Source organism: Georgenia sp. AZ-5 (genome assembly GCF_043952095.1).
Taxonomy (GTDB): domain Bacteria; phylum Actinomycetota; class Actinomycetes; order Actinomycetales; family Actinomycetaceae; genus Georgenia.
Window position 1 is genome coordinate 1275603 of the sequence record NZ_JBINOU010000001.1, and the last position, 16681, is coordinate 1292283.

The window sequence follows — 16681 nt, forward strand, 5'->3', positions numbered from 1 at the left end:
CCACTTTCGCCCCTGACGGGCCGCCCGCCAGGGGCGATCGTGACTCGCGGATGACAAACGTCTCGGGGAGAGCTTGACGGCTCGGGGAAGACTTGACCTCCCGGGGAAAACTTGACGTCTCGGGGAGAGGTTGACGTCTCGCCGGGGGGAGGGGCGGGGGTCAGAGCAGAGACATCGCCTGACGGGCGATGGCGAGCTCCTCGTTGGTGGGGATGACCATGACGGTCACCCGGGCCCCGTCGGGGGAGATGACCCGCGGCTCCTTCGAGCGCACCTGGTTCTTCTCGAGGTCGATCTCGACGCCGAGGAACTCGAGCCCCTTGACGGCGCCGGCCCGAACGACGTCGTCGTTCTCGCCGACGCCGGCGGTGAAGGACAGCACGTCCAGCCCGCCCATCACGGCGGCGTAGGAGCCGATGTACTTGCGCAGCCGGTGCGTGTAGACCCCGAGGCCCACGCGGGCGTTCTCGTCGCCGGCGTCGATGAGCCGGTGCACCTCCCGCAGGTCGTTCTCGCCGGTCAGGCCCTTCAGGCCCGAGCGCTTGTTGAAGAGGTTGTCGATCTCGTCGACGCTCATACCGCCGTTGCGGGCCAGGTGGAAGACCACCGCGGCGTCGATGTCGCCCGTCCGGGTGCCCATGACGAGGCCCTCGAGCGGGGTGAGCCCCATGGAGGTGTCGACCGCCCGGCCGCCCACGACCGCCGAGGCGGAGGCGCCGTTGCCGAGGTGGAGCACGATCTGCTTGAGGTCGTCCCGGCCGAGCATCTCGGCGGCCTTGGCGGAGACGTACTGGTGGGAGGTGCCGTGCGCGCCGTAGCGGCGCACCGAGAACTTCTCCGCGACCTCCCGGTCCAGCGCGTAGGTCGCCGCGTCGTCGGGCAGGTTGCGGAAGAAGGCGGTGTCGAAGACGGCGACGTGCGGGACGTCGGGCAGCAGCATCCGGCCGACCTGGATGCCGGTGAGGTTGGCTGGGTTGTGCAGCGGAGCGAGCGGCGAGAGCTCCTCGATGACGCCCAGCACGTCGTCGTCGATGCGCACCGGCCCGTCGTAGGCGCTGCCGCCCATGACCACGCGGTGGCCGACGGCGACGATGCCCGCCTCCGCGAGGTCCGGCCCGACCTCCTCGAAGAGCGCGAGCACCTGGCGCAGCCCCTCGCCGTGGTCGCTGACCCGCTCATAGCGCTCGGTGACCTGCCCGCCGGCCTTGTGCTCGATGTGCCCCTCGGCCTCGCCGATGCGCTCGACCAGCCCCGAGGCGAGCGCCTGCCCGCCCTCGGGGTCGACCAGCTGGTACTTGATCGAGGACGAGCCCGAGTTGATGACGAGGACGGTGGCGGTCATGCGGTGATCTCCTTGTTGGTCGGGGCGCCGACGCCGGCAGCGGCGGCCTTGTCGGCCTGGGCCTGCACCGCCGTGATGGCGACGGTGTTGACGATGTCCTGCACCAGCGCGCCGCGTGACAGGTCGTTGACCGGCTTGTTCAGGCCCTGCAGCACGGGGCCGACGGCGACCGCGCCGGCGGAGCGCTGCACCGCCTTGTAGGTGTTGTTGCCGGTGTTGAGGTCCGGGAAGACGAAGACGGTCGCGCGGCCGGCGACCTCGGAGTCGGGGAGCTTGGTGCGCGCGACGGAGGCGTCAACCGCGGCGTCGTACTGGATGGGGCCCTCGACGGACAGGTCAGGGCGGCGCTCCCGGACGATCCCGGTGGCGGTGCGGACCTTGTCCACGTCCGCGCCCGAGCCGGACTGCCCGGTGGAGTAGGACAGCATCGCCACGCGCGGGTCCACGCCGAACTGGGCGGCGGTGGCGGCCGAGGAGATCGCGATGTCGGCGAGCTGCTCGGCGGTGGGGTCGGGGTTGACGGCGCAGTCGCCGTAGACGAGCACCCGGTCGGCCAAACACATGAGGAAGACCGAGGACACGATCGAGGTGTCCGGCTTGGTCTTGATGATCTCGAAGGACGGCTTGATGGTGTGCGCCGTCGTGTGCGCGGCGCCGGAGACCATCCCGTCGGCCAGGCCGAGGTGGACCATCATGGTGCCGAAGTAGGACACGTCGCGGACGATCTCCCGGGCCCGCTCGATGGTCATGCCCTTGTGGGCGCGCAGCTCGGCGTACACCTCGGCGAAGCGCTCGAGGAGCTCGGAGCTCGCCGGGTCGACGACCCGCGCGCCGTCGAGGTTCAGCCCCAGCTCCGCCGCGCGGGCGCGCACCTGCGCCTCGTTGCCGAGCAGCGTCAGGTCCGCCACCTGGCGGGAGAGCAGGGTGGACGCGGCGCGCAGGATGCGGTCGTCGCCGCCCTCCGGCAGCACGATGTGCCGGCGGTCCGCGCGGGCGCGCTCGAGCAGCGTGGACTCGAACATCAGCGGCGTGACGACGTCGCTGCGCGGCACGTCGAGGATCCGCATGAGGGAGGCGGCGTCGACGTGCTGCTCGAAGGTGCCCAGCGCGACGTCCTTCTTGCGCTGGGTGCCGCGGGAGACGACGCCGCGGGTGGAGGCGACGACCTTGGCGGCGTCGTAGGTGTCCAGCGCGGTGGAGATCACGGGCAGCCGCTGCCCGAGGCCCTCTACCATCCGGGTCACCTGGGGGGAGGGGCGGTAGCCGCCGTTGAGCACGATGCCGGCGAGGGACGGGAAGGTCTCGGAGGCGTGCGCCGTGACGAGGGTGATGAGCACCTCGGGGCGGTCGCCCGCGGCGATGGCCAGCTGCCCCTCCTTGAGCCGCTCGAGGATGTGCTCGGTGTTCATGCCGGAGACGAGCATGTGCTCGGCCTCACGGTCCAGCAGGGCCTCGTCGCCCAGGATGAGCTCGCCGTCCAGGGCCCGCATGACGTCGCGCACGACCGGCGCGGAGAGCAGCGGCACCTCCGGCAGCGCCCAGGCGGGCAGCCCGAGGCGGCCGAGGGCGTCGCGGACGGCGTCGAGCTGGTGCGGGGCGCAGCGGTTGGCCAGCACCCCGACGGTGGTGGCGTGGCCCTGGGCGATCTCCCCGACCGCCAGCTCCGCGACGGCGGCGACGTCCTCGGGGGTGCGGTCCAGGGCGCTGACGACGAGAAGCACCGGAGCGCCCAGGTTGGCGGCGACGCTGGCGTTGAAGGCCAGCTCGGCCGGGCTGGCGACGTCGGTGTAGTCCGACCCGACGATGACGACCGCGTCGTTGTCCCGCTCGACGGTGCGGTACCTGTCGACGATGCGGCTCAGCGCGGCGTCGGCGTCCGTGTGGACCTCCTCGTAGGTCACGCCCAGGCCGTCCTCGTAGCTGACGTTCACGCCGCCGTGCCCGCGCAGCAGGTCCACCACTGTGTCCCGCTCGCCGCGGCCGCGGGTCACCGGCCGGAAGACCCCGACCTGACCCACGCTTCGGGTGAGGAGGTCCACCAGCCCCAGCGCGACGGTCGACTTGCCGGTGTGCCCCTCGGGGGAGGCGATGTAGATGCTGCGCGCCACGGCGGTGCTCCCTGTCTCCTCGGGCCCGCCGCCTCCGGCGGGCCGGGCCCCGCTGAGGGGCCCTGTCGTATCCAAGGCGGCGGGCGAGAACGGCCGGTGGGCCCAAGGACCCACCGGCCGCCTCACGCCGCCGCCGCGGCGGTGTGACGAGTGCTACTCGTTGTCGCCGCCGGTCATCTGCGTGGCGTTCGGACCGCCGCGCTCGGTGCCGGTCTCGCCGACGTCCGGCCACACCCAGCTCGCCACGACCGGGATGTCCTCGCCGTGCTCGCGGGCGTACATGCGGGCCTCGAGGCGGGCGTCCATCATCTTCTGGCGCAGGCCGGCGTGGCGCTTGGCCAGGCCGGGCACGCGGTCGATGACGTCCATGACCAGGTGGTACCGGTCGAGGTCGTTGAGCATGACCATGTCGAACGGCGTGGTGGTGGTGCCCTCCTCCTTGAAGCCGCGCACGTGGATGTTGCTGTGCCCGTGCCGGCGGTAGGTGAGGCGGTGGATGAGCCACGGGTACCCGTGGTAGGCGAACACGACCGGCTTGTCGGTGGTGAAGTAGGTGTCGAACGCGCGGTCGCTCAGGCCGTGCGGGTGCTCCTTCTCGTCCTGCAGGCGCATGAGGTCGACGACGTTGACCACGCGCACCTTCAGGTCCGGGACGTGCTGGCGCAGCAGGTCCGCCGCGGCCAGCGTCTCCAGGGTGGGGACGTCACCGGCGCAGCCGAGGACGACGTCGGGCTCCTCGCCCTCCACCTCGGTGCCGGCCCAGTCCCAGATGCCCAGGCCGCGGGTGCAGTGCTTGACGGCCTCGTCCACGCTGAGGAAGTTCGGCGCGGGCTGCTTGCCGGCCACGACCACGTTGACGTACTGCTTCGAGCGCAGGACGTGGTCGTAGGTGGCGAGCAGGCTGTTCGTGTCCGGCGGCAGGTACACCCGGATGATGTCGGCCTTCTTGTTGACCACGTGATCGATGAAGCCCGGGTCCTGGTGCGAGAAGCCGTTGTGGTCCTGGCGCCACACGTGCGAGGACAGCAGGTAGTTCAGCGACGCGACGGGCCGGCGCCACGGGATGTGGTTGGTGACCTTCAGCCACTTGGCGTGCTGGTTGAACATCGAGTCGACGATGTGGATGAACGCCTCGTAGGAGCTCATCAGGCCGTGGCGGCCGGTGAGGAGGTAGCCCTCGAGCCAGCCCTGGCACTGGTGCTCGGAGAGCATCTCCATGACGCGGCCGGCGCGGGCCATGTGGTCGTCGGAGTCGGTCGGCAGGTACCCGGCGTTCCACTGCTTCGCGGTGACGTCGTAGACGTCCTGCAGGCGGTTGGACGCCGTCTCGTCCGGGCCGAAGATCCGGAAGTTGTCCGGGTTGAGGCGGACGACCTCGGTGAGGAACTTGCCGAGCACGCGGGTGGCCTCGGCCATCGGGGCGCCGGGGGTCTCGACGTCCAGGGCGAACTCGCGCCAGTCGGGCATGCGCAGGTCCTTCAGGACCAGGCCGCCGTTGGTCACCGGGTTCGCGCTCATGCGCAGGTAGCCGGTGGGGGCGATCGAGGCGATCTCCGGCTTGAGCCTGCCCGCCTCGTCGAAGAGCTCGTCGGCGCGGTAGCTCTTGAGCCAGGACTCGAGGTCCTGGAGGTGCTCGTCGGTGTCGCGGGCGCTGGACAGCGGCACCTGGTGGGAGCGCCACGAGTCCTCGGTGCGCTTGCCGTCGATCTCCTTCGGGCCGGTCCAGCCCTTGGGGGTGCGGAAGACGATCATGGGCCACAGCGGGCGCTCCAGCTCGTCCTCGGGCGTGGCCGCGGCCTTGGCCTTGATGTCGGCGATCTCGTCCAGCACGACGTCGAGGAGCTCGGCGAAGCGGCGGTGGAACGCCGCCGGGTCCTCGCCCTCGAAGCCACCGGTGAAGAAGTGCGGCTTGTGGCCGTAGCCGCGCATGAGGTCGGCCAGCTCCTCCTCCGGGATGCGGGCCAGCACCGTGGGGTTGGCGATCTTGTAGCCGTTGAGGTGCAGGACGGGCAGCACGACGCCGTCCTTGGCGGGGTTGACGAACTTGTTCGAGTGCCAGGAGGTGGCCAGCGGGCCGGTCTCGGCCTCGCCGTCGCCGACCACGGCGAAGACCAGCAGGTCCGGGTTGTCGAAGGCGGCGCCGTAGGCGTGCGAGAGGGCGTAGCCCAGCTCGCCGCCCTCGTGGATGGAGCCGGGAGTCTCGGGCGCGACGTGCGAGGGGATGCCGCCCGGGAAGGAGAACTGCTTGAAGAGGCGGCGCATCCCCTCCTCGTCCTGCGTGATGTCGGGGTAGGTCTCGGTGTACGTGCCCTCGAGGTACGTGTTGGCCACCAGGCCGGGACCGCCGTGGCCGGGGCCGGTGACGTACATCGCCGAGACCTCGCGCTCGGAGATCGCCCGGTTCATGTGGGCGTAGAGGAAGTTCAGGCCGGGGGTGGTGCCCCAGTGGCCCAGGAGGCGCGGCTTGACGTCGTCGCGGCTGAGCGGCGTGCGCAGCAGCGGGTTGTTGAGCAGGTAGATCTGGCCCACCGACAGGTAGTTCGCGGCCCTCCACCACGCATCGACGCGCTCGAGCGTCTCGTCGTCAAGCGGGGCGCTCGTGCTGTCGGCCCGGTGCCGCCACGCGGTGGCGGCAGCGGTGGTCGTGGTACTCATCCGGATCTCCTCGATCTTGTGTCTTCCAGACGCGGCCCCTGGCGCACCACAGCCGGCTTCGGGGGAGCCGCCGACCGGTCGAGGCCTGGTTCCGACCCCGTCAGTGTCCTCCATGTGAGGCGTCGCCGCCCCTCCCGGGAGGCCGCGATCCCTTAGTTCTAAAGGCCTTTGTGGGCGATGACACAGGCGGAGGGGCACACCGCGCGCCACGTAGGCTGGGCCCGTGGACCCACGCCCCGAACCCGTGCGCGCCGGCGCGGACGACGCCGCCCGTGCGCGGTCCGGGGCGGCTGGGACTGCCGCGTCCGACGACGGCGCCGCGCACCCGGGCGGCATCGCCACGGCAGCAGGGGGACCTCCCGCCGGCGACCCGCACGCCGCACCAGATGCGGCGGACTCAGGCGCTGCCGCGGGCCCCGGGCCGCGCGTGACCGGCACCCGCTCGGACTACCTGCGGGCCGCCGTGACGCCGCGCCTGCTCGGGCTGTTCGTGCTGCTGCTCGCCGCCGCGGTGGTCTGCGTCCGGCTCGGCGCCTGGCAGCTGGACCGCGCGGCCATCCGGGGCGCGGAGAGGGCGGAGACGGCGCACGCCCAGCGACTGGCCGCCGACCCGGTGCCGCTGGAGGAGGTGCACCGGGCCCAGACGTCCTTCACCGCCGAGGAGCTCGGCCGCGCGGTCGAGGTGACGGGGGAGTACGACCCCGCCCAGCAGGTGCTGGTCCCGGGCCGGTCGGTCGACGGTCAGGCCGCCACGCTCGTGGTCACCGCGCTGCGGGTGACCCAGGGGCCGGACGCCGGCGCCATGCTCCCCGTCCTCCGCGGCTGGGTGCCGGCCGACGCCGTCCGTGTGCAGGACGGCGCGGCGACCCCCGCCGACGCCGCCACGGCCGCCCTGCTCGAGGTGCCGGCGGGGGAGCGGCGGGTGACCGGGCACCTCGGCGGCTCCGAGGCCGCGGTGACGGAGGACCACCCCGACGGGATGGTCGGGGCGATCAGCACCGCCGAGCTCACCAACCTCTGGGGCGGGCCGACCTTCGGGGGCTACCTCGTGGAGTTCACCGAGACCGGCGAGGGCCGGGCGGCGACGGCGCCCACCGGCCTGCCGCACGCGCCCCCGCCGTCGATGGCCCAGGAGACGGGCCTGAACATCCAGAACCTCGCCTACGCCGTCGAGTGGGTGATCTTCGGCGGCTTCGCGCTGTTCATCTGGTGGCGCATGGTCCGCGACGAGGTCACCTACCGCCGCGAGGAGGCCGGGCTCGCCTAGCGGCGGGGCCGCCTCCTCCGGGCCGCGGCCCGGCCGCCCTTCCCGGCGCCCGCGCCCTTCCCGGCGCCCGCGCCCTTTCCGGCGCCCGCCCTTTTCCCGGCTGGTCCGCTGCCGCCGCCGCGGCCCTTGGCACCCTCCCCGCCGCCGGTCCGCTCGGCGCCCTCAGCGGTGCCGTCGGTGGCGGCCGCGCTCCCGCGGGTGCTGCGCTCGGTCCGGCCGCGCACGATGCCGATGAAGGTCTCCAGGCGCGGGTCCTCGTCGCCCGCCCGCCACGCCAGGCCGACCTGGGACTGCGCCACGCCGGTCACCGGCCTGCTCACCACGTCCTTGCGGTGGTGCAGCCGGGCGACCGACATGGGCAGCACCACGACGCCCGCGCCGGCCGCCACCACCTCGACGGCCTGCCGGGTGGTCATGGCCGGCACCTCCGCGCGGGTCCCGTCGCGGACCTCCGTCGCGACGTCGCGCCACCCCGGCACCTCGCCGGGGTCCTGCAGCAGGTGCTCGTCCGCGAGGTCGGTGACGTCGACCTCCTCGAACGCGGCGACCGGGTGGTCCTTCGGCACGACGACGACGGGCACCTCCCGGTACAGCGGGATGACGTGCAGGCCCTCGCGGTCCACGGGCAGCCGGACGAAGCACATGTCCGCCTCGCCGGTGCGGAGCACGTCGAGCTGGGCGCCGACGTCGACGGGCGCCGCCTCCAGCGGGTTGCCGGGCATGCGGGCGGCCCAGGTCTTGAGCCACTTGTCCGGCGTCACCCCGGGCACGAACCGGATGCGGAACGGCTCCGTCATCTCGCGGTCCTCCTCGTGGTGGGGCGGTCCACACGAGGCTAGGAGCGTGGGTCAGTAACACGCCAGGCCTGGTCCGCTATTGACGGAGCTGCGGGCGGGAGAATCGGGGTGTGACGGGTGAGGACTACGGGGCGTTGTTCGAGGCGGAGCCGTTCCGGGTGGAGCGGGTCAAGGACGAGCGCGACGGCGGCGGAGCGGGGGTGGACAAGACATTCCGGGAGTTCGACCCGCACCAGGTGCTGTTGCTGCCGCCCTCGCTCGATGACTGGCTGCCGGCGGACCATCTGGCCCGGTTCGTCGCGGACCTGGTCGATGAGCACCTGGACTTGTCCCGGATCTACGCCGCCTACCGGGAGGGGCGCGGGGCCCCGCCGTACGACCCGCGGCTGATGGTGCGGCTGCTGGTCTACGGCTACACCACCGGGGTGCGCTCCTCCCGGGCGATCGAGCGGGCCTGCACCGACATCGTCGCCTTCCGGTGGCTCGCGGCCGGGTCGGCCCCCGACTACCGGGCCATCGCCCGGTTCCGCCGCCGGCACCTGGCCGCCCTGGCCAACCTGTTCCTCCAGGCGCTGGCGCTGTGCCAGGCCGCGGGGATGGTCAAGCTCGGCCGGGTCGCCCTGGACGGGACGAAGCTGCGGGCCAATGCCTCCAAGCGCAAGGCCATGTCCTACGCGCGGCTGACGGAGAAGGAGAAGATCCTCGCCCAGGAGGTCAGCGAGCTGCTGGCCGCCGCGGAGGAGACCGACAGGGCCGAGGACGCCAAGTACGGCAAGGACCGGCGCGGGGACGAACTCCCCGACGCGCTCGCCCGCAGGGAGTCGCGCCTGGCCAAGCTGCGCGAGGCCAGGCAGGCCCTGGAAGACCAGGCCAGGGCCGAGGCCGGCGCGAAGGCCGCGGAGAAGGCGCGCGAGCGTGGCGAGGACGAGGACACCGTCGCCGAGCGGGCCGCCCAGGCCGCCGAGCGCGCCACGCCGAAGCCGAAGGCGCAGCGCAACTTCACCGACCCGGAGTCGAAGATCATGCTCACCGGGGACGGGTCCTTCCAGCAGTGCTACAACGCCCAAGCCGTGGTCGACGCTGAGCATCAGGTCATCGTGGCCACCGACCTGAATGATTGCGCCGCCGACGTCGCCAACCTCATCCCGCTGACCGAGCAGGCGGTCGCGAACACCGGGCAGGTGCCCAAGGCCGTGCTCGCCGATGCCGGATACTGCTCGGCCGCCAACCTCGCCACCGCCGCCGAACTCACACAGCGGCAGGGCACCGAGTTCTACATCGCTACCGGGCGGCGCCGCCACGGCGAGCCCGCCTCGATCGCCCCGCGCGGGCCAATCCCGAAGAACGCCTGGCAATCCCCTGGAACCGTGGAGACCTGATTAGTGGGCGTCCTGTCCGCGTCCTGGCTCGCGGGCGGGGTCGCAGAGGCTCCGGGGTCAAGGGCGGCCGGAGGCCGTCGCGCAGCGATCGCGCAGCGACCCTTGAGGCCGGAGGGGCGGCACCGCCACCCTGGGCCGCGCGGGCGGTGCGCCGGATGAGATCGGGCGGCGCAGCCGCCTCCGCCTGCTTGTGCGGCGCAGTTCATGCCGCGAGCTTGTCCCGGTGGCCCTGGCCGGTGGCGAGGGAGCGTTCGTACTCGACGGGGCTGAGCATGGCGTCGGTGGAGTGCCGGCGGGTGGTGTTGTACTCATCGATCCATCCGGCGGTCACGCGGCGCGCCTGCTCGCGGGTGGCGAAGTGGTGCCGGCGCAGCAGCTCGAACTCGACGGTGCTGTTGAAGCTCTCGCTGACCGCGTTGTCCAGCGCGGAGCCGGTGCGGCCCATCGACTGGGTCACGCCGGCGCTGCGGCAGGCCCGGGCGAAGATCTCCCCGGTGTACTCCCCGCCCTGGTCGGAGTGGAAGACCACGCCGGCCACGGACCCGCCGCGGCTCGCGATCGCCACGCACAGGGCCGCCCGGGCCAGCGGGGCGTCGTGGTGGGCGTCCATCGCGAAGCCGACGCAGCGGCGCGAGTGCAGGTCCAGCACCGCGGCGAGGTAGAACCTGCCCTCGTCGGTGGGCAGCTCGGTCAGGTCCCCGCACCAGCGCTGATCGGGTATCGGCGGCGGGGCGAAGTCGCGGCCCAGGGCGTCGGGGGCCTTGCGGGCGCGCCGGTCGGCCCGCGTGGTGCCGCGGCGTCGGCGCTTGGGCCGGGCGGCCAGGTGCTGCTCGGCCATCAGCGCCGCGACGGTGTTCACCGAGACCCGCCAGCCGGCCGCACGCAGGTCCGCGGTGATCCGCGGGGAGCCGTAGGTGCCGTGGTGCCGGGCGAAGAGATAGGCGACCTGGGCGGCCAGCGCCGCCCGGCGCTTACGCCGCACCGAGACCTCCCCGCCGACCCACTTGTAGAACCAGGCCGGGGAGACCCCCAGGGCGCGGCAGGACACCGCGTACGGGACGTGGTGCACTGCCCTCTGGGCGGCGATGAAGGCAGCCAGGCTCAGTGCCCCATCGCTTCCTTGACCCAGAGGGCGACCGAGCGCTTGAGCACATCACGCTCCATCGCCAGCTCGGCGTTCTCCTTGCGCAGCCGGCGCAGCTCGGCGCGCTCGCTCTCCTCCAGCGTGCCGTCCCCGCCCTCGCGCGCCCGCCGGTCGAGCTCGACCCAGTTCCCCAGCGTGCCGTCGTTGATGCCCAGCTCCCGTGCGACCTGCGCGATCGGCTTGCCGGTCTCCCGGACGATCCGCACCGCGCCCTCCTTGAACTCCCGGTCGAACCTCCGCCGCGTCTCCATCGCCGTTCCTCCTTGGGGGCGATGCCTCCACGATAAGAGGGGAAGCCCACGCCACGGCCAAGCAGCGCATGGCCCGCAAGCTGACCACGAAGACCGGCCAGGCGGCCTACGCCCGCCGCAAGGCCATCGTCGAACCCGTCTTCGGGCAGATGAGCATCCTCCAGGACGCCAAACGCCTGCTGCTACGCGGCCTCTACGGCGCCAAGGGTGAATGGTTCCTGCTCGCCGCCTGCCACAACCTGCGCAAGCTCCACCGCCACCTCGGCTCCGCCGGGCTCGCCGGCCTCCGCACCGCCTGACCGGGCCGGCCCACGGCCGGCCCAGGCGCCCGACAGCGCCCCGCGGCCACGCACCGGCCCCGAACCGAGCGATGATCTCTGGCAACCGGACCCGCCACCGACGATCAGGCACACGCCGCCCTACGCGATCGCCCGCGCGCCATCGCACCGATACCGACCCGCGCTCCTAGTGCAGGTCGGCTGCGCCGCCGCGCCCTACGCTGTCAGGCGTGAGACAGCCGCAGACCATGAAGCCGCAGACCGCCGCCCGCAAGCTGGGCGTGCTGCTGTCCGCGACACCCCCGGAGTTCCAGGAGGGGGAGGTGAGCCGCACGGAGCTCGACGACCTCCAGGCCGACCCGCCGCAGTGGCTGGTGGAGCTGCGGCGCAACGGCCCGCACCCGCGCCAGAAGGTCGCGCGCCGGCTGGGGGTGTCGGCGTCGGGCCTGGCCCGGGCGGGCGTCACCGAGCCGCTGACGACGGAGCAGATCAAGGCCCTGCTCGAGGAGATGCCGCAGTGGCTCGCCACCGAGCGGGCCACCCAGGCGCGCGTGCGCGAGGAGAGCGCCCGGCTCAAGGCCCGCGCCGCCGAGCAGGCGCAGGCCGGCCGGAAGGACGGGGCGGCCCGGAAGGGCAGCGCCGGCCGCGAGAACGGCTCGTGACCCTCCCGGCGTGAGGCCCCTGCCCGTGAGACGCCACTTGTGCCGCGGGAAGTCACCTGACCTCTGGTGGCGCAGGTGACCTGTCTGCGGGGAGGTGGCCTGCTGTGTCTCGGGACGCCTCTACCGGGGCCGTCGGGGCGTCAGCCCTGGCGTTTCGGCGCCCGGCTCTACGGGTGAGAGACTGTGGCCAGCCGACCGAGAGGACGTGACGTGACCACCCCCGAGAACGCACCCACCGAGCAGGAGCGCAAGGCGCGCGGGGCCTTCGGCTGGTACCGCACCATGGCGTTCGTGACCGGCGCGATGCTGCTCGTGCTGTGCCTCGAGATGGTCATGAAGTACGGCTTCAACGGCGGCGAGCCCGTGCTGGGCACCTGGGTGGCGATCGTCCACGGCTGGATCTACGTCGTCTACCTGGCCACCGTGTTCAACCTCTGGTCCACCATGCGCTGGGGTTTCGGCCGCATGGTCGCGCTCGTGGCCGGCGGCGTGGTGCCCGTGCTCTCCTTCGTCATGGAGGGCCGGGCGCGCGGCTGGTTCGAGGCCGACCTGCCGGCCATGCTCGCGCGCGCCGCCGCCCGGGCCCGCTGAGGCGCTGGTCCCGGCCGACCCCGGCGCCCGGTCGGGCGCTGCTGGGGGACTTCACCGCGCTGGCGGGTCGCCGTCGTGCTGCTGGGGATCATGAGCCTCACCGCCCTGATGGGCGGCCGCGCGCTAGGGCTCCTCGCGTGCCACCCGCTGCTGCGTCGCCGACCCGATGCTGGTGTTCGCGGCATTGGCAGTCGTGGGGACGCCGACGCCGGAGCCCACGTCGCTGTTCTCCTTCTCGTGCGGCGGCTACTCCCGGGCCGACGTGGAGAGCTGGGCGGACCTGCTCTGGGCCCTGCACGCCGTTCTGAACCCGTGCCATCGAGCCGCGGCTGGTGGATTGATATCGTGCGCCGACCGGATATTTTGCCAGCGGAGACGCCCGGGCGGGCGCCGAGGAAGGACCCGAGATGATGCACCGACCGAGGGCAGGTGCGGTGGCGGCGGCGACCGCGTGCGCGCTCGTGCTGGTCGCGCCCATCGCCGCGGCGAGGACGCCGGAGGTCGGGTCCGAGCAGCTGCCCGTCGAGGGCACCTTCCGCTACCCCGAGTTCTTCCTCAGCTCCGGCGTGGAGGTGGTCGGCGCCGTCCACGCCGTTCGCCGCGTCGAGGGCGGCACGGCTCTGTACTTCTCGGTCGGCGTGCCCGAGGGTGAGGCCGACTCCTTCCACGGCGGCATCGCCTTCGAGCCGGCGGTCTTCGAGGACTACGACCTCGTCCAGGTCGCGAACGTCAACCTCGTGGACGCGGCCGCCCTGACGGCGTACCGGCCGCTGCTCGGGGACGCGCAGCTGACCTCCACCACCGTGGGGATGGAGGCCGAGGCCGGTCAGCTCCTCACCGTCTTCGCCATGTTCCCGGAGCTGCCCGAGGGCACCAAGACCGTGGACGTGCGTCTGGAGTGGGGCGTCACGGTCACCGGCGTCCCGGTCGGCGACGGTGCGCTCGAACCGGCTGTGGACGAGCCGTTCACCATCTTCGGCGAGGGCTGGCCGGCGCTCCCCACCGCCTCCGAGCTGGCTACCGCCGACCCCGCCGCGGTGACCTTCGACCTGGTCTCCCGGACGGAGGACCTCGCCGGCGCGGCAGCCGTGGCCGAGACCCCCGAGCTCGTGGAGGTCACGTTCGACGCGAACGTGCTCTTCGCCGTCGAGTCCGCCGAGGTCTCCCCGGACGCCCGGGCCCGCGTGGAGGAGATCGCGCAGGACATCGCCGCCCGCGGGACCGGCGAGGTGGCAGTCACCGGCCACACCGACTCCGCCCAGGGCACGGTGGACAACCAGCTTCTCTCCGAGCAGCGAGCGCAGGCCGTGGCTGATCTCCTCCAGCCCGCCCTGGACGGCACGGGGGTAAACCTCACCGTGGCCGGCAAGGGGCCGAGCGAGCCGGTCGGTGACAACGCGACGGAGGAGGGGCGTGCCGCGAACCGGCGCGTCACGGTCCTCTACCAGGTGGGAGGCGAGCGATGAGGGCGCTGCGGGGGGTCGTCGCCGCGGCGGCGGCCGTGCTGGTGCTGGCCGGGTGCTCGCAGAGCGACCCCGAGCCGGCGGGGGAGACCACGGGAAGCCCCGCCGCCGAGGAGACGGGCAAGGCCGCCGAGGAGGTCACGGCGGAGGTGTTTGGCTCGGAGGCCGACGCGGAGCCCCTTGCCGAGGGAGACGGCGTGGTCACGGACGGTCCGCGCCAGACCCCGGTGCGGGTGGAGGTGCAGGCCGTGGAGGCGACGCCGGAGAGCACCGTGGTGACCTTCACCCTCTACGGCACGACCGAGGAGGAGCAGTCCCTGCCGCTGGACGCCTTCAACTCCACCCGCATGCTCATGATGGACATCCGCGACGTGTCCATCGTCGACGAGGGCGATGAGACCCGCTACGCCCCCTACCTGGGTTATGAGTCGGGCGGCACGGTCGCCGAGGCGCAGTTCTGCATGTGCTCCCACGCGCCCAAGACGGTGAGCGCGGAAGGGGTCCTGCTCTACGCCACCTATCCGCCGCTCGCCGAGGGGTCGGAGACCGTCACGCTGGAGATTCCTGGCTTCGAGCCCATCGAGGGCCTGCCGGTCACCCGCTGAGCGTCCGTGCACGGCGGCCGGTCGCCGCCACCGGGCCTGGGCCCGGCTCGGGCCGGTCGGGCCCACGTTGGGCCAACGTCCTGGATCGACGCCACCAATGTTGCCGCCGCGTCCGGGCAACCCGCCCTCATCCCGCCGAACGCCTTCAACCCGAGCACCCCGGCGCCGGACGACGGCTTCTCGAACCTCTTGTACGAGGAGGCCCGGACCAGCCACCTCCTCTACGACAACGTGTCGGACGGCTGGTCGTTCGGTGCCGAGTTCGCGCTGGGCTTGAAGGTAGGGGCGAACCTCGGCAGCGAAGAGAAGACCGCCACCGTGCAGGACGCGAACTTCCTCGGCGCGCCGGGGCAGGACGGAACACGCCCAATGGTCGGCTTCGAGACCTGTGTGATGGAGTGAGCGCCGGCTGATGAGTCAGGTACCCGTGCTCCACGCACGAGACATGTGATGTACGCGCAACAGGAAAGTGGTCGATGATGCTGACAGGCACCTGGGGACGACGCGCGCGATCGGTGATCGCGGCGCTGGCGGGCTCCACCTTGCTGGTTGCGTGCTCCGGGACGTCCACGCCCGAGGGGTGGGCGCGGGTGGAACAGGGATGGCTCGCGGTCGACGTCCCCGAGGACTGGGTGGAGGTGCCCGAGCAGGCGGCCGGGCACCTGGACCTGGTGCTCCAAGACTCCGAGGAGGACCCGACGGTCCAGCTCGTGGCCTCGACCGAGTACGGCGACGTCCCTGCCGGCACGACCCTGGTGGCCGTCAGGACGGACCGCCCCTTCGGCGAGCTGGACGATCCCGGTGTCTTCTCCGACGTCGAGCGGGATGACGAGCAGGCGACGAAGCGCTGGGACTTCACCTATGAGGACGGGGAGTACCGCGGCGTGGCATGGGCCACCCACGACGCCGAGCTGGGGCGCACCGTGTTCGTGGCGGTCACCGGCAGCGAGCTGGGTGACGAGACGGTCCAGCAGATCGAGGAAAGCATCGAGGTGCTCGACGGCGACCCCGCCGAGGGACCCGCCGGCGCGTGAGCCGGTACCACGAACGGAGATGATGATGAACGTCCGTGCTTTCCTCCGCCCCTGGCTGGGCTCTGCCCTGACCTGGATCGTCGTGATGCTGCTCAGCGGGTTCCTGTACTCCCCCGAGCTGAGCCTGGAGATGACGCTGGTCCTGGCATACGGGTCCATCGTGGCGATGCCCGCGCTCTCCGCCGCCGTGGGGGTGCTGCTGCTGCGCGAGCCACCGCGTCACCGGGTCGCTGCTCGCCTCGTCGCCGGGACGCCGGTGACCGTGGTGGCCCTCGTGCTGACGGCGGTGGTGAACCCCGAGAACACGGAGCGGACTGTCGCCGCCGCCGGTGTCCTGCCGCTGATCGCGCTGGTCCTGCTCACCGCGATGGTCTCGCTCGCTGTCGGATGGCTGCGCGCCCGCGTGGCGGGGCCCGCCGGGGTCAGGACGGCCGGCCGGGCGTCGTACTCGGCAGATGGTCGGCCCCGGCGTCTGCCCTGACCTCCGGGTGTCCCGGACGGGTGCCCGCGTGTGGAGCGGGGCGGTGAAGGTGCCACAGGGTCGGCGGAGGAACGATGGTGAGGAGAACCGGCGGATGGTAGGCAGCGTGGCGCGGGCGGCGGTCGCGGCGGCGGGGGCGGGGACGCTGGTCGCCGGTTGCGCGTCCGGTACGCCGGAGGGATTCACGCGCCTCGAGCAGGGGTGGCTCGCCGTCGACGTCCCCGCGGAGTGGGTCGAGGTCGCGATGGAGCAGACAGGCCCCTACGACCTCGTGCTGCAGGACACCGAGTCCGCCCAGGACGCCGAGCTCCAGCTCGCTGCGGCCACCGAGTACGGCACGCACCCCGCCCGTGGCACTCTCAGCCTGGTGCGGGCGGGACAGCCCTTCGGACCGATTGACGACGGCGACAAGCTCTCCGAGGTCGAGGGCCAGGACGGCCAGGAGCTGTGGCGGTGGGACTTCACCTACGACGACGGCGGCTACCAGGGCGTCACGTGGGTGGCGCACGACCCCGAGGCCGAGCGCACGGTCGTCGTGGCGCTCACCGCGGAGGAGCTCGACGAGCGGACCGTGCAGGACGTCGAGGACAGCATCGAGGTGCGGGTCGAGGACGCGTAGCGTCC

The 16681-nt window shown here is 72.5% G+C and carries 16 protein-coding genes and 1 pseudogene; 11 read left to right on the plus strand and 6 right to left on the minus strand.

Annotated elements, in window-relative coordinates:
* Positions 1 to 160: 160 nt before the first annotated feature.
* The 3 genes from ACF0H8_RS06100 to ACF0H8_RS06110 all read right to left on the minus strand — a co-directional run bounded on the left by ACF0H8_RS06100 (position 161) and on the right by ACF0H8_RS06110 (position 6105).
* Complete coding sequence (locus ACF0H8_RS06100) at positions 161 to 1342, minus strand: acetate/propionate family kinase (RefSeq protein ID WP_395288078.1); 1182 nt, start codon at positions 1340 to 1342, stop codon at positions 161 to 163.
* Positions 1339 to 3450, minus strand: a complete 2112-nt coding sequence (gene pta / locus ACF0H8_RS06105; protein ID WP_395288079.1) for a phosphate acetyltransferase — start codon at positions 3448 to 3450, stop codon at positions 1339 to 1341. Before pta ends, ACF0H8_RS06100 begins: the two co-directional genes overlap by 4 nt.
* Positions 3451 to 3603: 153 nt before the next feature.
* Positions 3604 to 6105 (minus strand): phosphoketolase, encoded by a 2502-nt coding sequence (locus ACF0H8_RS06110; RefSeq protein ID WP_395288080.1) that lies wholly within the window; start codon positions 6103 to 6105, stop codon positions 3604 to 3606.
* Positions 6106 to 6328: 223 nt separating this feature from the next.
* On the opposite strand from ACF0H8_RS06110, the gene ACF0H8_RS06115 reads away from it, so the two are divergent.
* Positions 6329 to 7372: an SURF1 family protein gene (locus tag ACF0H8_RS06115; protein ID WP_395288081.1), complete on the plus strand. Its 1044-nt coding sequence runs from the start codon at positions 6329 to 6331 to the stop codon at positions 7370 to 7372.
* Here the strand turns inward: ACF0H8_RS06115 and ACF0H8_RS06120 are convergent.
* Positions 7369 to 8169, minus strand: a complete 801-nt coding sequence (locus ACF0H8_RS06120; RefSeq protein ID WP_395288082.1) for a LysR substrate-binding domain-containing protein — start codon at positions 8167 to 8169, stop codon at positions 7369 to 7371. The two genes, ACF0H8_RS06115 and ACF0H8_RS06120, sit on opposite strands and share 4 nt — an antisense overlap.
* A gap of 110 nt (positions 8170 to 8279) precedes the next feature.
* Here ACF0H8_RS06120 and ACF0H8_RS06125 point away from each other — a divergent pair, with 110 nt between their 5' ends.
* Positions 8280 to 9548, plus strand: coding sequence for an IS1182 family transposase (locus tag ACF0H8_RS06125; protein ID WP_395288083.1), 1269 nt, complete (start codon positions 8280 to 8282; stop codon positions 9546 to 9548).
* 202 nt (positions 9549 to 9750) lie between these two features.
* Here ACF0H8_RS06125 and ACF0H8_RS06130 read toward each other — a convergent pair whose 3' ends face one another.
* Both ACF0H8_RS06130 and ACF0H8_RS06135 read right to left on the minus strand, forming a co-directional pair.
* On the minus strand, positions 9751 to 10677 hold the full coding sequence (locus ACF0H8_RS06130) for an IS3 family transposase (protein WP_395290821.1): 927 nt from the start codon (positions 10675 to 10677) through the stop codon (positions 9751 to 9753).
* Positions 10650 to 10943, minus strand: a complete 294-nt coding sequence (locus ACF0H8_RS06135) for a transposase (RefSeq protein WP_395288084.1) — start codon at positions 10941 to 10943, stop codon at positions 10650 to 10652. The genes ACF0H8_RS06130 and ACF0H8_RS06135 overlap by 28 nt, the downstream gene beginning before the upstream one ends.
* On the opposite strand from ACF0H8_RS06135, the pseudogene ACF0H8_RS06140 reads away from it, so the two are divergent.
* The 9 genes and pseudogenes from ACF0H8_RS06140 to ACF0H8_RS06180 all read left to right on the plus strand — a co-directional run.
* Positions 10919 to 11242 (plus strand): annotated as a pseudogene (locus tag ACF0H8_RS06140) (transposase); the annotation flags it as partial. The gene ACF0H8_RS06135 and the pseudogene ACF0H8_RS06140 sit on opposite strands and share 25 nt — an antisense overlap.
* Before the next feature lie 227 nt (positions 11243 to 11469).
* The gene (locus ACF0H8_RS06145; protein ID WP_395290822.1) at positions 11470 to 11883 is read left to right on the plus strand and encodes a DUF5997 family protein; all 414 of its coding nucleotides are present in this window, start codon (positions 11470 to 11472) and stop codon (positions 11881 to 11883) included.
* 210 nt (positions 11884 to 12093) lie between these two features.
* On the plus strand, positions 12094 to 12474 hold the full coding sequence (locus ACF0H8_RS06150; protein WP_395288085.1) for a DUF3817 domain-containing protein: 381 nt from the start codon (positions 12094 to 12096) through the stop codon (positions 12472 to 12474).
* A 407-nt stretch (positions 12475 to 12881) separates the two neighbouring features.
* A complete protein-coding gene (locus ACF0H8_RS06155) occupies positions 12882 to 13940 on the plus strand; it encodes an OmpA family protein (protein ID WP_395288086.1) in 1059 nt (352 codons plus the stop codon).
* Complete coding sequence (locus ACF0H8_RS06160) at positions 13937 to 14542, plus strand: hypothetical protein (RefSeq protein WP_395288087.1); 606 nt, start codon at positions 13937 to 13939, stop codon at positions 14540 to 14542. Before ACF0H8_RS06155 ends, ACF0H8_RS06160 begins: the two co-directional genes overlap by 4 nt.
* Before the next feature lie 6 nt (positions 14543 to 14548).
* On the plus strand, positions 14549 to 14944 hold the full coding sequence (locus ACF0H8_RS06165; RefSeq protein ID WP_395288088.1) for a hypothetical protein: 396 nt from the start codon (positions 14549 to 14551) through the stop codon (positions 14942 to 14944).
* A gap of 74 nt (positions 14945 to 15018) precedes the next feature.
* Positions 15019 to 15576, plus strand: a complete 558-nt coding sequence (locus ACF0H8_RS06170; RefSeq protein WP_395288089.1) for a hypothetical protein — start codon at positions 15019 to 15021, stop codon at positions 15574 to 15576.
* 25 nt (positions 15577 to 15601) lie between these two features.
* Entirely contained in the window at positions 15602 to 16057 is a 456-nt protein-coding gene (locus ACF0H8_RS06175) for a hypothetical protein (RefSeq protein ID WP_395288090.1), read from the plus strand.
* A 94-nt stretch (positions 16058 to 16151) separates the two neighbouring features.
* Positions 16152 to 16676 carry a hypothetical protein gene (locus ACF0H8_RS06180; protein ID WP_395288091.1) on the plus strand — a complete coding sequence of 175 codons (525 nt, stop codon included), beginning with the start codon at positions 16152 to 16154 and terminating at the stop codon, positions 16674 to 16676.
* Positions 16677 to 16681 lie beyond the last annotated feature (5 nt).